12 protein-coding genes and 1 pseudogene are annotated in these 15,338 nt (G+C 61.2%); 6 read left to right on the top strand and 7 right to left on the bottom strand.

The features are described 5' to 3' along the window. Positions 1-168: 168 nt before the first annotated feature. The gene (locus EN781_RS07610) at positions 169-867 is read left to right on the top strand and encodes a CBS domain-containing protein (RefSeq protein ID WP_126058903.1); all 699 of its coding nucleotides are present in this window, start codon (positions 169-171) and stop codon (positions 865-867) included. Positions 868-908: 41 nt separating this feature from the next. Here EN781_RS07610 and EN781_RS07605 read toward each other — a convergent pair whose 3' ends face one another. Then, a complete protein-coding gene (locus tag EN781_RS07605; protein ID WP_126058902.1) occupies positions 909-1,457 on the bottom strand; it encodes a hypothetical protein in 549 nt (182 codons plus the stop codon). 157 nt (positions 1,458-1,614) lie between these two features. Next, positions 1,615-1,884, bottom strand: a complete 270-nt coding sequence (locus tag EN781_RS07600) for a DUF6455 family protein (protein WP_126059402.1) — start codon at positions 1,882-1,884, stop codon at positions 1,615-1,617. Between the two features lie 364 nt (positions 1,885-2,248). Here EN781_RS07600 and EN781_RS07595 point away from each other — a divergent pair, with 364 nt between their 5' ends. From EN781_RS07595 to EN781_RS07575, 4 genes are all read left to right on the top strand, one after another. Further along, positions 2,249-3,766, top strand: coding sequence for a PAS domain S-box protein (locus tag EN781_RS07595; RefSeq protein WP_245455794.1), 1,518 nt, complete (start codon positions 2,249-2,251; stop codon positions 3,764-3,766). Further along, on the top strand, positions 3,753-4,367 hold the full coding sequence (gene fixJ / locus EN781_RS07590) for a response regulator FixJ (protein WP_126058900.1): 615 nt from the start codon (positions 3,753-3,755) through the stop codon (positions 4,365-4,367). Before EN781_RS07595 ends, fixJ begins: the two co-directional genes overlap by 14 nt. A gap of 355 nt (positions 4,368-4,722) precedes the next feature. Further along, positions 4,723-5,169 (top strand): pyridoxamine 5'-phosphate oxidase family protein, encoded by a 447-nt coding sequence (locus EN781_RS07580; RefSeq protein ID WP_126058898.1) that lies wholly within the window; start codon positions 4,723-4,725, stop codon positions 5,167-5,169. Between the two features lie 217 nt (positions 5,170-5,386). Continuing rightward, the gene (locus EN781_RS07575; protein WP_126058897.1) at positions 5,387-6,034 is read left to right on the top strand and encodes a helix-turn-helix domain-containing protein; all 648 of its coding nucleotides are present in this window, start codon (positions 5,387-5,389) and stop codon (positions 6,032-6,034) included. Positions 6,035-6,394: 360 nt separating this feature from the next. Here EN781_RS07575 and EN781_RS07570 read toward each other — a convergent pair. From EN781_RS07570 to EN781_RS07550, 5 genes and pseudogenes are all read right to left on the bottom strand, one after another. After that, positions 6,395-7,072 (bottom strand): annotated as a pseudogene (locus tag EN781_RS07570) (TerC family protein); the annotation flags it as partial. 169 nt (positions 7,073-7,241) lie between these two features. Continuing rightward, positions 7,242-8,807, bottom strand: coding sequence for a BCCT family transporter (locus tag EN781_RS07565; protein ID WP_126058896.1), 1,566 nt, complete (start codon positions 8,805-8,807; stop codon positions 7,242-7,244). Positions 8,808-9,203: 396 nt separating this feature from the next. Next, positions 9,204-10,106 (bottom strand): GlxA family transcriptional regulator, encoded by a 903-nt coding sequence (locus tag EN781_RS07560; RefSeq protein WP_348631367.1) that lies wholly within the window; start codon positions 10,104-10,106, stop codon positions 9,204-9,206. 482 nt (positions 10,107-10,588) lie between these two features. Further along, positions 10,589-11,269 (bottom strand): redoxin domain-containing protein, encoded by a 681-nt coding sequence (locus tag EN781_RS07555; protein ID WP_126058894.1) that lies wholly within the window; start codon positions 11,267-11,269, stop codon positions 10,589-10,591. Between the two features lie 19 nt (positions 11,270-11,288). Continuing rightward, positions 11,289-14,588: an adenylate/guanylate cyclase domain-containing protein gene (locus tag EN781_RS07550; protein ID WP_189347385.1), complete on the bottom strand. Its 3,300-nt coding sequence runs from the start codon at positions 14,586-14,588 to the stop codon at positions 11,289-11,291. A gap of 241 nt (positions 14,589-14,829) precedes the next feature. On the opposite strand from EN781_RS07550, the gene EN781_RS07545 reads away from it, so the two are divergent. Beyond that, positions 14,830-15,338 (top strand): adenylate/guanylate cyclase domain-containing protein (locus EN781_RS07545; RefSeq protein WP_145965457.1); only part of this gene is annotated, 509 nt, incomplete at its 3' end.

Raw genomic sequence — 15,338 nt, 5'->3', positions numbered from 1 at the left:
GTACGAGGATCTTGATGGGGCCGCGGCGCGCATTCTGATCGATCGGGATGAGCCGCCAAAGTGACTGCGCCGCTCCTCTGAAATGACGCAGGTCAATGACCCGATCGCTCAATCGTCCGACAATGGGCGGCATCCGATAAAGGGCTGGATGGAAATCAGGAGGCAGCAATGCAGGCCCAAGCCATAATGACGACGCCGGTCGTCACCGTAGGTCCGGGCGCGTCGATCGCCGATGCGGCCGAACTGATGCTCGCCAGGAAGATCGGCTGCCTGCCGGTCGTCCGCGATGACGGGACAGTTGCCGGCATCATCAGCGAGGGTGATTTCCTGCGCCGTCAAGAGCTCGGCACCCAGCGTGTTCGTCCTCGCTGGCTGGAGTTTGTCGTCGGCCCCGGCAAGTTGGCCAACGAATACGTCCTGGCAAGCGGACGTCGAGTTGACGAGGTGATGACAGGTCAGGTCGTGTCGGCGCCGCCCGGTGCCTCGCTCGCCGAGATTGTCGGGTTGATGACCGAGAACAAGATCAAGAATGTGCCGATCGTCCAGGCAGGCAAGCTCGTCGGCATCGTCACGCGCACGGACCTGCTGCGCGCGCTGTTGTGCGTCCTGCCGAAATCGGGCGCGACGACGGCTGATGACGACTCCATCCGCAAGAACGTTCTGGCAGAGCTCAAACGCCAAGCCTGGAGCAACGGGGGCTTGATCGGGGTGAGTGTCGACCGAGGAACTGTCGAACTGAGCGGCGCAATCTTTGACGAGCGCCAGCGGAAGGCGGCTGTGGTTGCCGCGGAGAACGTTGCAGGCGTCAAGGCGGTCAAGGACAGCCTGTTCTGCGCGGGACCATTGTCAGTTGTGCTTGTGTCCTAGTAGGTCTGACAGAAGTCGGCAGCAAGCGGTGGCGACCAACCTTAGGTCGCGATCAGGGGTATCAATGGTCGAAGCAGCAGCATGGCGAATGCAATGAGCGCCGTGCCCGCTACCCTGTCTGTTGTTCTTCCGTCTTCGCCAAGCCGGCTACCGAGTAGAAGCCACACCGATCCCGTGGCAGCCGTGATAATCGGGAGAACAATCCAGAATATCGCCAGCGCCCGCGCTGCGGCGTCTGTCGGCACGATTGCCAGGCAATAGATAGACGCCTTCGGATTGAGGGCACTGGTTGCCAGGACGGAAATGGCGCCGCCATCCTTGGAGGCGTTGATCCGGGCACTTGTTATCAGGCGCAGGCCAAGGACTACGAGCCATGCGGCGGCGACCAGCTTCAGTGCCTCGATGGCACCGGGCGGCATCCAGGGACGCAGCGAAAACCAGCAGGCGGCGGCGATCCCGTACCCGCAGGCCTGCGCGATCAAAAGCCTGACCGCCTTTTCGCGTTTGACAGCCCCTGCCATCAGAAGGGCGTTGGTTGGCCCCGGCGCGACGAAAAGCAGAAATGCTTCCAGGAAAAATAGCGTACTCAAAACTGCCGGTCCCGTGGGCGCACATCCATCAACCGCAAAGCTCGGTTTGACGCGGCGGCTCTCGTCAAACCCGGACCTCCAACGGCATTCGCAAACCTCTCCCCGCTACGCGCAAGCCATGGGACGCTACCTGAGCGTCGGCAGCCTCTGAAAGCAACTACTGCCGGCCGGCCGCGTGCTGCAGCCGTGCGATGAGGTCGCGGTTGCGGCAGTAATCTGGCGGATCGTCGGCTTGCAGGTGTTGGTCAAGCCAGGTCGAGCATTCATCCTGGTGGCCGCAGGAGCGGCAGCGGTCCACCGCCCGATTGGTAACGGCGGCATGGTCCGCGATGACCTTCAACTGCCTGTCGACACCGAGCTTCTGCATCATGCGCCCCATCAGGGCGGTCCTGGCGTCTACTGAAATCAGATAGTCGAGAAAAGTCATTGGGATCACTCCTGTTTCCCAACCATCTTTGCCATGCCGGGGGTCGCCGCCTTGATCTTGGTCAACAGGCAACTCCGCTTGCAAGGATCGTTTCGGCCGGCGGTCAATACGACATGAAGCGATGCATGCGGAGTACGTGACGCCGCCAAAGGCCGTCTCGACGAGGGGCGGAACAATCGGCAGCCAGGGCCAACAAAGTGCGCTCCGAAACGCTCGGCCAGTTCGACCCCTGACTCATCCGAGCGCTTTTGCCTGGATTGGTTTTGCGTGCGCGGCCAGGAGTGATAATTAGCCCTCTTGCAAGCGTGGCACCCAAGGACCTCAGGTGAGCCAAAACGAAGCGCTTATTTCGTCGGCCGGCGGGATGATGCTGCGATCCGTCTTGTCGCAGATGTTCGAGCAGGCTCCGGGCTTCATGGCCCTGATGCGAGAGCCGGACCATGTCTTCGAACTGACCAATGCCGCCTATCAGCGGTTAATCGGCGACAGGCGGGTGATTGGGAAGCCGGTGCGTGAGGCGCTTCCCGAGCTCGAAGGCCAAGGCTTCTTCGAACAGCTTGACGATGTGTACAAGACCGGTGAGCCATACCGGGGCCAAGGCGTGAAGGTCGCTCTTCGCAACAAGCAAGGCGAGCCGGCAGAAGAGCGCATCCTGGATTTCGTTTATCAGCCGATCCAGGACGGCGATGGCCGCACCACTGCGATCTTCGTCGAAGGCACGGATGTCAGCGAGCTCTCTTTTGCGAATGCCGCACTTCGGCTGCGTGAGGACCATCTGCGTTCGATCCTGGCAACGGTGCCGGATGCAATGGTCGTCATCGATGAACAAGGTCGCATTCAATCCTTCAGCACGGCCGCCGAGACGTTGTTCGGCTACGCAGCGAGCCAAGTCATAGGCCAGAATGTCAGCCTGCTGATGCCGGCACCCTATCGCGACGAGCATGACGCCTACCTGCGCCGCTATCTGGCGACCGGAGAGCGCCGGATCATCGGGCTTGGCCGCACTGTCACGGGAATGCGCAAGGATGGTTCGACCTTTCCCATGGAGCTTTCCGTCGGCGAGATGCATCCAGGAACCGGACGCTTCTTCACCGGCTTCTGCCGCGATCTGACCGAGCGTCACCGGGCAGAAGCAAGAATACAGGAGCAGCAACAGGAGCTGCTTCACATGGCGCGGTTCACCGCGCTCGGCGAAATGGCCTCGACGCTTGCGCATGAGATCAACCAACCACTGACCGCGATCACGAATTACCTAAAGGGCAGCCGCCGGCTGCTCGAAAGAAGCACGGAAGAGAATGCGCCGATGTTGAGGGAGGCCGTTGAAAAGGCAGCGGAGCAGGCCTTGCGGGCGGGAGATGTCATCCGGCACCTTCGCGACTTCGTCTCAAGAGGTGAAAGCGAGCGCCAGGTCGAGCGCCTGCCGGCACTGATCGAGGAAGCCTCGTCCCTGGCTCTCGTTGGCGCAAGAGAAGCCGATATGCGAGTAAGCTACAAGCTCGATCCCGCGGCCGAACTGGTCCTGACCGACCGCATCCAGATTCAGCAGGTTCTGCTCAACCTGATGCGCAATGCGGTGGAGGCCATGCAGGGCGCGACACGTCGCGAGTTGCATGTCATGACGATTGCCAGGGACGACGGTATGGCCGAAGTAAGCGTGATCGATACGGGCACGGGCCTCTCGCCCGAGGTGTCCGCCCAGCTTTTCCAGCCTTTCGTCACCACTAAGAAGCAGGGCATGGGCGTCGGCCTCTCCATTTGCCGCACAATCGTCGAATCGCACGGCGGTCATATCTGGGCCGAGGCAATGCCGTCTGGAGGAACCGCTTTCCGGTTCACCTTGCGCATCGTGAACAAGGAAGAGGTTGCCAATGGCCGGGAATGATCTCGTGCATGTGGTCGACGATGACGTCGAAGTTCGCAAGTCGCTCGGTTTTCTTCTCGCGACAGCCGATTTTGCCGTGCGCCTGCATGAATCCGCGACAGCCTTCCTGGCTTCAGCCACCGACAATGTCGACGGCTGCATCGTGACCGATGTGCGCATGCCAGGTATCGACGGCATCGAGTTCCTGCGGCAGCTGAGGGCTCGCGGGCACAGGCTTCCGGTCATTGTCATGACGGGTCATGCCGATGTCGCGCTCGCCGTTCAGGCGATGAAGGAAGGGGCTGCGGATTTCATCGAAAAGCCGTTCGACGACGACATTTTGATCGACGCGATCCGTTCAGCGCTGGGCAATCGCAATCGAGTTGATGCAACCCACCCGCAATCCGCGGAAATCCGCGGGCGGCTGTCAACGCTTTCGGAGCGGGAGCGGCAGGTGCTGGATGGGCTTGTGTCGGGTCTGCCGAACAAGACGATCGCCTATGATCTGGGAATCAGCCCGCGCACGGTCGAAATCCATCGCGCCAATGTCATGAGCAAGATGGCCGCCGGCAGCCTGTCGCACCTGGTTCGCATGGCGCTGATCCTGGATCCCAAGCACTAGGGTAATTGAGGAACGGAATTGCGGTCATCTGTCGGCGCCCTCTGCGCGTCCCAGTCGCGCCAATGGGTCGGGTGGATGTCGATATAGGCGCCCGTCGTCGCGTTCTTCCATCCGTTCCGCGTCCTCATGCAGGGAAATACAAGCGCATGCTCGCCATCCTCGTCGAGGACGGCGAGTTCGAGATCGCATTCGAACGGGGCGCTTAGGATAGGCTTCCACATCGCCCTAGGATGCGCGAGATGGCAGGCCTCGCCTTGATCTGAATCATTTTCCGAAATCGCCGAATGCGCGAACTTGGGCTTGCGAGCCCGAACCGGAGCACCCGGATGGCCGCGAGCAGTAGGAGATCGCACCGATGCTGATCCGCACACTTTCTGCCCTGGAATGCACGAAATTGCTGACCGCAAATCGCCTAGGCCACCTGGCGTGCGCGAAGGATGGGCAACCCTACGTCGTGCCGTTGTACTACGCGCATGCTGACAACCATCTCTATGCGTTTTCAATGCCCGGCAAGAAGATCGACTGGATGCGGGCCAACCCTCTGGTGTCGGTCCAGGTCGATGAGCGCGGCCAAGGCCGAGGCTGGAGAAGCGTTGTTGTCGACGGCCGCTATGAAGAGCTGCCTGACCGGATCGGTCATAAGCTTCAGCGCGATCATGCGTGGTCAGTGCTGAGCAAGCACCCCGACTGGTGGGAGCCAGGCGCCCTCAAACCGGTCCTGCCTGCCGTTTCCGATGGCGGTCCGCATGTCTTCTTCCGCATCTTCATTGGCGAGGTGTCGGGCCGGGAAGCAATTGAGTAGGTCTTCTGCCGCCAAAGAATGGCCGCCCCGGCGCGGCCTGTTTCGAGGCATGCACGGCGCTGCCCGATGGCTGTCGACCTTGATTGCTTCTGCAATCCCAGAGGACCCTTGTCCGCCTATGACGGGTTCTACGTAGTTTCCCGTAGGGACATAACCGAATTTCGCGCTCCGTGAATTCGAGCGATTGCTGTGACAACGGTCAACCGGGGACGCAGCGATGAACGCCTACACCACCGCAAGGATTTCAATTCCCTTACAGCCAGCCAATCCGAACCTGAAGGTGGCATTTGGCTCGGTGCCGGTCCAGCCAATCAGCTTCTTCCCCGCCGGGTCGGAAATCTATGCCCAGGGCGAGAAGGCTGGCGCCTTCTACCAGGTCGAGTTCGGCGCCGTCCGTGTCTACCGCTTGCTTGCCGATGGTCGCCGGCAGATAAGCGCCTTCCACTTGCCTGGAGAGACATTCGGCTTCGAAGCCGACACGACACATCATTTCTTCGCCGAAGCGATCAACGCCACCGGTGTCCGCGTGTTTCGCACCGCGGCCGGGGCTGACATGTCGCAGCAGCTGCTGCCGCTCGCGCTCAAGGGGCTGACAAGGGCGCAAGAGCACTTGCTCGTCCTCGGCCGCCAGAACGCCATAGAACGTATCGCGGCGTTCCTGGTCGATTTGGCAGAGCGCCAAGGTGGTCTGCGGCAAGTCGAACTGCCCATGTCGCGCGTGGACATCGGCGACTATCTCGGCCTCACCATCGAGACCGTCTCGCGGGTCTTCACCAAGCTGAAGGAGCGAGGCGTCATTCGCCTGCTCAGCCTGCGCTGCATCGAAATCGTTAGACAGGACGCGCTGCGCGATATGAGTGAATGAGTCCAACTCTGGTCATGGCAAGGGCATCGCGCGGATTCACGACGCCTTGAGGCGCAAGCCACAGGGCACGCATTCCGTCGGGCAGCCTTCCAGCCAAAGCGGCTGAGAGTCGCTTGGAGCGGTTCGAGCGCCGGTGGGTTTCGAGTCCCAGATTTCGAGGTCTCCAATAAAAATAAAGGAAATCAGTCGGTAGACAGTGCTTTGGTGGGCCCGGAGGGTGTATAACGGTCAGGCTTCATTTGCCTGTTTGCGGGTTTGAGAAACCGCTACGGATCGTGTGTGTCCGCCGTTGGCCGCAACCGCAACCTCCGGCCCATACTGATTGTGCAAATGAACGGGCCTGGCTTTTCGGCGGTGCAGCATGTTCACGCCTTCGACCGCCATCGAGAAGATCATCGCTGAATAGATATAACCCTTGGGGACATGGACGCCAAAGGCATCCGCGACCAACGTCATGCCGATCATGATGAGGAAGCCGAGTGCCAGCATCTTCACAGTAGGGTGAGCATCGACAAACTTTCCAACCGGTCCGGCGGCCGCGATCAGGACGGCCATCGACGCGACGACAGCGACGGCCATGACCCAGATCTGGTTGGCCATGCCGACGGCGGTCACGATCGAGTCAATGGAAAACACGAGGTTGATCAGGGCAATCTGCGACACGACGGCTACGAAACCTGCGCGCACGGTGGCACCAATGTGGCCCTCTTCTCCCTCGAGACTTGCATGTATCTCCTGGGTGGCCTTGTAGATGAGGAACAGACCGCCGCCTGCCAGGATGAGATCCTTCCCGGAAAAGCCGTGCCCGAAGGCCTCGAACAAAGGTTCGGTCAAGCCAATGATCCACCCGATGAACAGCAGCAGGATCAGTCGCGGAACGAGGGCCAGCGCCATTCCGAGAAACCGCGCCTTTGGCTGCAGCTCGGGAGCAAGTTTGCTGACCAGAACCGAGATCACGACAAGGTTGTCGACACTCAGGACGATTTCGAGCGCTGTAAGCGTCAGCAGGCTGAGCCAGATTTGCGGGTCGGTTATCATCTTTCGCCCTCCCTTCGGGCACCCAGTTGGATTTGCTTTTGGCTTGATCTTGTCGCGCTGCCGGTGGCGACGATGAGGAGCGCCGGTCGCGGCGGCGCGGATCGGCAAACCGCACCTGAAGTTCATTTTCAGATGCGGTTTGTTGGCCGCCTGAATGGCGGTGCTGTAGCTATTCTGCCGCTGCCGTGACAGGCTGGGCTTCGGGCAGGAGAGAGGCGGGTTCACCCCGCCCTTCGAGGTCGTCCAGCAGCGCCATCCACAGCGAGATGCACAGCCCGACCATGACGACAAGGAAGGGTGCTGCCGCGATGATCGACGCGGTCTGCAGGCCCTCCAGGCCTCCCATCACCAGCAGCACACAGGCCGACGCGCCCGCTAGGACGCCCCAGAGGACCACGACGATGCGCGCGGGCTCAAGCGTGCCGCGTGACGACAGCATACCCATCACGATCGAGGCGGCATCAGCTCCCGAGATGAAGAAGATCGCCACAAGGAAGATCGCGACGAACGAGGTGAGCGCCGTTCCCGGATATTGTTCGAGTAGGGCAAACAGCGAGATGGCGGCACCCTTGGTGTTGACCGCCTCGACAAGTCCGCCGACCCCCATCAGTTCAGAGTGCAGCGCGGTGCCGCCCATGATGGTGAACCAGAGAAAGGTTACGCCGCTCGGGATGAGCAGAACGCCGATGACGAACTCGCGGATCGTCCGCCCCCTGGAGATGCGGGCAATGAAAACGCCGACAAAAGGTGCCCAGGAAACCCACCACGCCCAGTAGAAGATGGTCCAGCTGCTCAGCCATTTGCCGTCGCTGAAGGCAGCGGTGCGGAACGACATCGTGACGAGATTGGTCAGGTATTCGCCGAGCGCTTCGGTGAAGGTGTTGAGGATGAAGACGGTCGGTCCGACAACGGCCAGGAAGAGCAGCAAGGCGGCGGCGACAACCATGTTCATGTTGCTCAGGAACTGGACGCCCTTGCCGACTCCCGACACTGCCGAAAGGATGAACAGCACCGACAGCACAGCGATGATCGCAAGGGCAATGCCTGTTCCCTCGCCGGTTCCCCAGAGAAAATTCAGACCGCTGTTGATCTGCTGTGCGCCAAGGCCGAGCGATGTCGCAGTGCCGAACAGCGTGGCGATGAGGGCGAGAATATCGATCGTCTTGCCGATCGGTCCGTTGACCGCGCTGCCGAGCAAGGGGGTGAATGCGCTCGAGATCAGGATGGGCAGGCCCTTGCGGTAAGTGAAATAGGCGATAGCCAGACCGACAATGGCGTAGATCGCCCAAGGGTGCAGCGCCCAATGAAAATAGGCATATTCCATTGCGATCAGCGCAGCTTCCTTGGACTGCGGGGCGGCCAGCCCGTGAGGCGGCGCGCCAAAATGGAAGACCGGCTCGGCAACCCCCCAGAACATCAGTCCGATGCCCATGCCGACGCTGAACATCATGCACACCCACGAAACGGTAGTGAATTCCGGCAACTCGTCGTCGGCTCCAAGTCGGATCTTGCCGAAACGGCTGATCGCCAGGAACCCGGCAAAGACCAGAAACATAGCCGTCGAGACAACAAAGCCCCATCCGAAACCATTGATGATCGCCGCGAGCGTGGCGTTCGTCACGGAGGCGAGGCTATCCGGGGCAGTGGCTCCCCATAAGATGAACGCGGCTGTTATGGTTAGGGCCGGCCAGAATACCGCCGTATCTATGCCCCGTAACCTGCTTGTAGTCGACATGCGTGACCTCCCAAATCAATTTCGAAACCAGTTCCTAAAAAACTCCCCTTGGACGTCAAAGACCCGACCTCCTGCGAGACCAAGGTCGCGGACGACGAACGTGAAGCGTTCGCCGTTGGCGCCGTTTCGAAGTGTCGGATTTGACCCTCCTCCACCACACCCGTCAGGGTAGAAAGGGTGGGCAGGGAAGGATGGGAGGAATCTGGCGGGTCGGTGGGGAACCGGTAGATCCCGGGTAGGGAAGAGCCTACCCGGGCAAAGGCAGGCCATGCTGCGGCGCTCTGCGAAATCCTATGTCGAGCCAGTCGGATTGGTCGCTGTCCAAGCGCGGCGCCAGTAGACGCTCGCCCGGCTACCTGGCCGAACCAGTCGTGGAAGCGACAAAATTGATGACGCCTATGAGGCGGCGGGGTATTTCCTCTCCAATCGTTCCTGCTGCGGCGTTTGGGCGTAGAGTTCGCGGTAGCATTTGGAAAAATGCGACGCTGAAATGAAGCCGCATGCGGTGGCCACCTCGACTATCGGCACGGATGACTGGATCAGCATATGTCGTGCACGCTCGAGGCGTATCTCCAAATAATAACGGGCGGGCGAGCGCCCCATCTCATCGCGGAAAAGACGCTCGATCTGCCGTCGCGACAGTCCGACTTGCTTGGCAATATCGCCCACGGATATTGGGTCGGACGGGTTAGCGTCCATCAGTTCGATTATGGTCAGCACTTTCGAATTCTGAATGCCGAGCCGCGCTCGCAAAGGCAGTCGCTGGCCATCGCTTGCGCCGCGCACCCGATCGGTCAGCACCTGCTCACAGACGCGACTGACCAGGGATTCATCAAAATCATCGCCGATCAGCTTCAACATCATGTCAAGAGCGGCCGTGCCGCCGGCGCATGTGTAGATGTCGTGATCGACCTCAAAGAGGTCGGCAAACACATGCGCGTTCGGAAATGCCTCGGCGAAGCCTGGCAGGTTTTCCCAATGGATGGCGCAGCGTTTGCCGGCGAGCAACCCGGCAGCCGCCAGCACATGGGCGCCGGTGCAGACGATGACCATCGATGGCCTGTCGGGGCCAGCCAGCATCCGCCGCTCGTCCTGCAACGAGGTGTTGACCGCACACAGCACGCCGCTCGAAGCGGGCACGGGCCGCGCGTCGATACTAGCCAGCCGCCACTTATAGGCTTCGTAGCCGAGCATCCGGTTGGCGATGCGGATCGGCTCCAGCGCAGTCGCAAAGGCGACCATGGTGAAATCCGGCACCAGAAAGAAGACGAGCGAGCGCTTGATCGGATGTTCAGACATGTTCACTGTGACTAACGTCCGTGTCGCGCACCGGATGTCGTGAATGCGCCATCGACGACAGAATTTTTTTGCTTGTCACCATTGCGTAGACTCCGGCTCTTAAGCGGCTGGGAGAGCGTACCGGAAACCGCACCACGGCGAGAGCAGATCGACCCTGCGAAATAGAAACCTTGGAATGGTGGGCCCGGTGGGTCAACGTTTCCTATATGAAATCAATACGTTAGCGGATTGTTCGCCAATCCGTTTCCATCGTACCCTCTCATATGGTCCTGGCGAACCCAACAACCAGGACGAAGAGTGATTTGAAAGCTGTGTCATGAGCAATAGGGTGACCCCTCCCCCTCTTTGACGCCTCAACTGGTTCATTGCAGTCTTTTCTGCGGTCGGATGGTGTGGAATGGCTCCCGCCGCCATTGACGGCATGCTGACGATTGGAAGGGGTGCTGTGGCAGCGACCCCACGATACGGAGCCATCTACAAATCTATTGGGCGACTTGGGACACGGCTGACATCAGCTCCTGGGGGCTTGGCGCCGCAAACATGTATCGCCCGCCCTCTGGAACCTCCGTGAAGCTCCAGCGGACGATCCCCTGGCGATCCAGCAGGAACTGACCGACCAGTTGTCCGTGTCCCGTTGCCATCATCTGCTCGTCGGCTTCGGTCATTTCGTAGTGGTCCTTTTTGCCAAGGATTTCGCCGGCTGCGATAGGATCCATGGGACCGGGCAACTCGCCTGGTATGTCGATCCTCATATCCTTTACCGCTGCCATCGAGACCTTGTACGGCCAGTTCGTCTCGTCTTGGGTGAATTCGAGATTGGGCAATCCAAAAGCACGATGTGAAGCGCGTTCAGGGTCGGAGGCCGCAAGCAGATTCGGCATCGGGTGGTAGCGGAAATAGAGACGCGCCCGCTCGATCGGCGTATTGACCACCGTCAGGCTCCCCACACCCTTTTCGCGCAGCTCCGGATCAAGCCGCGCCTGGGCGGCAATATGGCGCCGGCAAAACGCACAGTGCAGACCTCGAAACAGGCCGACCAACACCGGTTTTTGTCCGCGAAAGTCGTCAAGCGCGATCTTGCCTTCCTGGGTAATGGCGTCGAGTACCACGTTCGGCGCTCGGTCGCCCGGCTGAAGCGGTATCAAGTCAATACGCGCGGCCATTTCCAACCTCCCACCCCGGCTAGTCGAGAAAAGGCAGCACCACAAGCGCTTCCGGGTCGAGCCCGTGCTGGGCGCATATGCCCTGCGCCAGGGAAAAGTAGCGTTCGGCCTCGGCCAGATTGTCGAGGTCGAGACTAAGCGTTGCAAGACCATCATAGCACGGAAACAGCAGTTGGGGCTCGCCCGTTTCGCGGGCTACGTCCAGTGCTTCGTGGAACAACCCAACCGCCAGTTCCGGACGGCCATTGCACTGGTGGATCTGCCCAAGCACGATTAACGGCACCGGCAGGTGCTCGCGCTGGTCGAGCGCCCGGTCGATCTCGATGGCCTTCTCGGCAGCAGGCACGCCCTCCGTTGGACAGCGATCCGTGAAAGTGCAGCAAGCAACCGCGAGATTGGCGAGGAGGCGCGCCTGGAAACCCAAATCACCAATATGGCGCGCCACTTCAAGACCGCGCCGACAGACCTCGATTGCCTTTGCGGGATCGATGGTCGTGTAAAGCACGCCGAGATTGGTGTAGCCGCGGCACGCCGCGCCGGGTAGACCGGCGGCTTCGGCCAATTCAATGCTACGTTCAACCAGGCCAACGGCTTCGCGGTTTCGTCCAAGGCGAGCCAGTGCAACAGCCTTGGTATTAAGTGCCTCGGCGGTCACGAGAGTGGCGTCAGCCCCTCCTTCGGAAACATGCTCCGTTGTCAGAGTGCTTACGCAATCCAGCGCCGCGTCCGCCCATTTTGCGGCGAGAGCGTGATCTCCGCTACGGAACGCCTGTCGGCCACGTTCTTGCCAGAGATGCGCCTGCTCGATCGGGGCATCAGCTCCATCGAGGAGCGCTGCCGCTTCAGCATAGCGGGATTCCGCGTTGTCCCGCTTGCCGACATCCCAGAACAGCCGCCCGATCTTGCGCAAAACGCGCGCCGAAGCGACACGATCGGTGGATTCGCGGTATGCCTGCAAGACCGTCTCGTAGTGGCGGTGCGCGATTTCGCGGCGGCCTAGCGGGCCGCTCAAATCGGCAATGCGCTCTTGAATTGCCAGTTTGAGCGGTGTTTGCCCGATCGCGCCCAACGCAGTCAGTGCTCGCTCGTAGAGACGAAGCGCGTCGTCGTTGGCGTATATCATGCGAGCGCGATCGCCCGCCGCCTGCAGGTAATGCGCCCCCCTCTCCCGCTCGGCGCTCTGTGCGAAATGATGACCGAGCGCGGTCAAATCCTCGAGCCGTTCCGGCTTGTCGCCGCACAGTTGCTCCAAGGCGGTACCGACCCGCCCGTGGATATCGGTCCGGCGTTGCAGGAGCAGGTTCTGGTAGATCACGTCCTGCAGCAATGTTTGCGTAAAGCGGTAGCTTTGCGACGAGACCGAGCCTGATCCTGCAACCTCCTCGATGATTTCCGCATCGCAAAGCAATTCGCAGCCTGCCTCCAACCGGCCGGGGTCGGCTGTCACCGCTTTCAGAAGTGTGGCATCGAAGCGCGGGCCGATTACCGCGGCTTCCTGGGCCAACCGGCGCACCTCCGGGGGCAGCCGGTCGACGCGGGCAAGCAACATTGCCTGGATAGTGGCGGGAATGCCGGTTGCGACTTCGCCTGCCACGGTCCGCCATCGCTGGCCCTCGCGCATCAGGACACCGCCATCGATAAGGCCGCGAACGATCTCCTCGACAAAAAGCGGGTTGCCACCCGCGCGCTCGAGGATCTGGTCGACAAGCCCGCCTGCGGAGCTTACCCAGCTCTCGCCGAAAAGCGCCGCCAGCAGGCTGCGTCCGTCACTACTGTTGAGCGGCGAAAGCCTGAGCGCTGTGTGACTGACCCGACTTGAGTCGAGCTGGTCGTTGTCCGGCGCCGGACGATGCGTGACCAGCAACATCAACCGCGTACGTTCCAACCTGTCCATCACGAAACGCAGTGCCTCGAGCGACGCGGCGTCGACCCAGTGCAGGTCCTCGACGACAATCAAAAGCGGCGACAACGCAAGCCGCCGTTCGATGATGGTGCGGACCGCGTAGAGAATTTGCCGCCGCAACTGCTCGGGCTCGACATGCTGCAGGGTGGCATCGGGGTCGCCAAGGCCAAGCACATGGTAGAGCAAAGGCATCAGCCGCTTCGCCTCCTCGCCCTGCAGGCCGAGATCGGTAAGCAAGCCCGCGAGCTTGCCCCGCATTTCGTCCCCGCTGTCGTTTTGCATCATCCCGGCAGCGCTGCGCACCACTGCGCCCAAGGCGCCAAATGATTGTTCGCCCAGCGGTGAGCACGTGGCCTGCCGCACGGCGACGTTGCGAAAACGATCCTCGTCGCCGACGCGGGCGACGAACTCCTTCACCAGCCGCGATTTCCCGATACCGGCTTCTCCGACGAGGCGGACAAGTTGGGCCGAGCCGCCGCACGCCTGGTCGAGGCTCGCCAGCATTCTATTCAGCTCCGCACCGCGACCTATTATCGGCGCACTGAGGCCGAGCACCTCGAGCCCGCGCGCCGCGCGCGGCGCCGTAAGCGGTGCATCCAGTCGATGGACGAGCACACTGCCAGCCTTGCCGCGAAGCACGACATCCCCCAGCGACTCGTAAGAGAAGGCATGCCGGGTCAGCCTGTGAGTGAGCTCGCCGACCAGCACCTCACCCGGTGCGGCCAGCGATTGCAGGCGTTGCGCCGTATTCACTGTGTCTCCGGTCACCGAATAGGATTTGGCGGCGCCGATGCCCAATCCTCCAGTAACGACCGGACCGGTGTTTATGCCGATGTGGAGTAACAGAGGCGAGCCGGAGTGGGAGGTGCGTTCGCCGAGCCGTGCCGTCCGGGCGATCATGTCGAGAGCGGCGCGGAGCGCACGTTCCGGATCGTCCTCGTGCGCGACCGGTGCACCGAACAAAGCGAGCAGTGCATCGCCGATGAATTTGTCCACGAAACCACCAAAGTTTCGCACGGCCGCTGTCAATTCCTTGAACAGTTCGTTCTGCAGCGTTTGCATGACCTCGGGGTCGAGCTGCTCGCTGAGTGTCGTGAAGCCGCAAAGGTCGGCGAACAGGACCGTTACCGTCCGGCGATCGGCGTCAGAGACGGGATGCAGCCGTTCTTCGCTCTCGATGTTCGCAAGCAGCGACGGAGTTCGAGAAGGCGGCTCAATCGTCCGGCTTGGTGTCGGAGCAGGCCGTTCAACGCCCTTTGCCGGCGCGCCGAGGCTTGCCCCACATTTCGGACAGAACTCGAAATCAGGTGCGCAGAGGTAGCCGCAACCGGCGCATGGCACGGGCTGGCGCCTGCCACACTTCGGACAGAAAGCGAAACCGCCCTCAACCTCGAAACCGCAGCCTGAGCACTCCATAGAGCAAGACCTCACTTGCGGCCGTGACGGCGTGATCTCGCTTAGCGCTTCACGGTCACGGTATTCACAAGCATGAACCGATAGCCGTCTACCAGCAAGCGGCAGCGCAAATGGGCGTCGAGCGACCCGTGTGGACCCTGTGGCAGAGCGCTGCCGATCCGGACCGCTGGGTAGCCATCGTTTGCGAAAGTTCCCTCTTGCCCTCCTTCTTCCTGCTATCGTGGAGATGAGGAGATGGACCATGAGCGAGAATCGTAAGCTAGCGGCAATCCTGGCTGCAGATGTGGTCGGATATAGCCGGCTCGCGAGCGCGGACGAAGATCTTACTTTGGCAAGATTGCGGACACTGCGCAGCGACCTGATCGATCCCACCATCGCAGTGCACAACGGGCGGGTGATCAAGCGCACCGGGGATGGGGCGCTGGTTGAGTTCCGCAGTGTGGTGGATGCCGTGCGCTGCGCCGTTGAGGTTCAAAATGGTATGGTTGAGCGCAATGCCGGCGTGCCGCAGGACCGTCGCATCGAGTTCAGGATCGGCATCCATCTGGGGGATGTGGTGGAAGAAAGTGACGGCGACCTGATGGGCGACGGCGTCAACATCGCCTCGCGTTTGGAGGGCGTCGCGTCGCCCGGCGCTATCTGCCTGTCCGAGGATGCCTATCGCCAGGTCAAGGCGAGGCTCGACCTCTCGGTCAGCGATCTCGGGAGCACGCAGCTCAAGAACATCGCCGAGCCGATCAGGGTCTATTC

This window comes from Mesorhizobium sp. M4A.F.Ca.ET.090.04.2.1 (assembly GCF_003999085.1).
GTDB lineage: Bacteria > Pseudomonadota > Alphaproteobacteria > Rhizobiales > Rhizobiaceae > Mesorhizobium.
This window is presented reverse-complemented; position numbering and strand designations above follow the sequence as displayed.

Bases quoted from the DNA above. Each gene is read 5' to 3' on its own strand.
- EN781_RS07610 (WP_126058903.1), top strand. From the start codon at position 169: ATGCAGGCCCAAGCCATAATGACGACGCCGGTCGTCACCGTAGGTCCG.
- EN781_RS07565 (WP_126058896.1), bottom strand. From the start codon at position 8,807: ATGTCGACTACAAGCAGGTTACGGGGCATAGATACGGCGGTATTCTGG.
- EN781_RS07580 (WP_126058898.1), top strand. From the start codon at position 4,723: ATGCTGATCCGCACACTTTCTGCCCTGGAATGCACGAAATTGCTGACC.
- EN781_RS07550 (WP_189347385.1), bottom strand. From the start codon at position 14,588: ATGGAGTGCTCAGGCTGCGGTTTCGAGGTTGAGGGCGGTTTCGCTTTC.
- fixJ (WP_126058900.1), top strand. From the start codon at position 3,753: ATGGCCGGGAATGATCTCGTGCATGTGGTCGACGATGACGTCGAAGTT.
- EN781_RS07555 (WP_126058894.1), bottom strand. From the start codon at position 11,269: ATGGCCGCGCGTATTGACTTGATACCGCTTCAGCCGGGCGACCGAGCG.
- EN781_RS07575 (WP_126058897.1), top strand. From the start codon at position 5,387: ATGAACGCCTACACCACCGCAAGGATTTCAATTCCCTTACAGCCAGCC.
- EN781_RS07595 (WP_245455794.1), top strand. From the start codon at position 2,249: ATGATGCTGCGATCCGTCTTGTCGCAGATGTTCGAGCAGGCTCCGGGC.
- EN781_RS07600 (WP_126059402.1), bottom strand. From the start codon at position 1,884: ATGACTTTTCTCGACTATCTGATTTCAGTAGACGCCAGGACCGCCCTG.
- EN781_RS07560 (WP_348631367.1), bottom strand. From the start codon at position 10,106: ATGTCTGAACATCCGATCAAGCGCTCGCTCGTCTTCTTTCTGGTGCCG.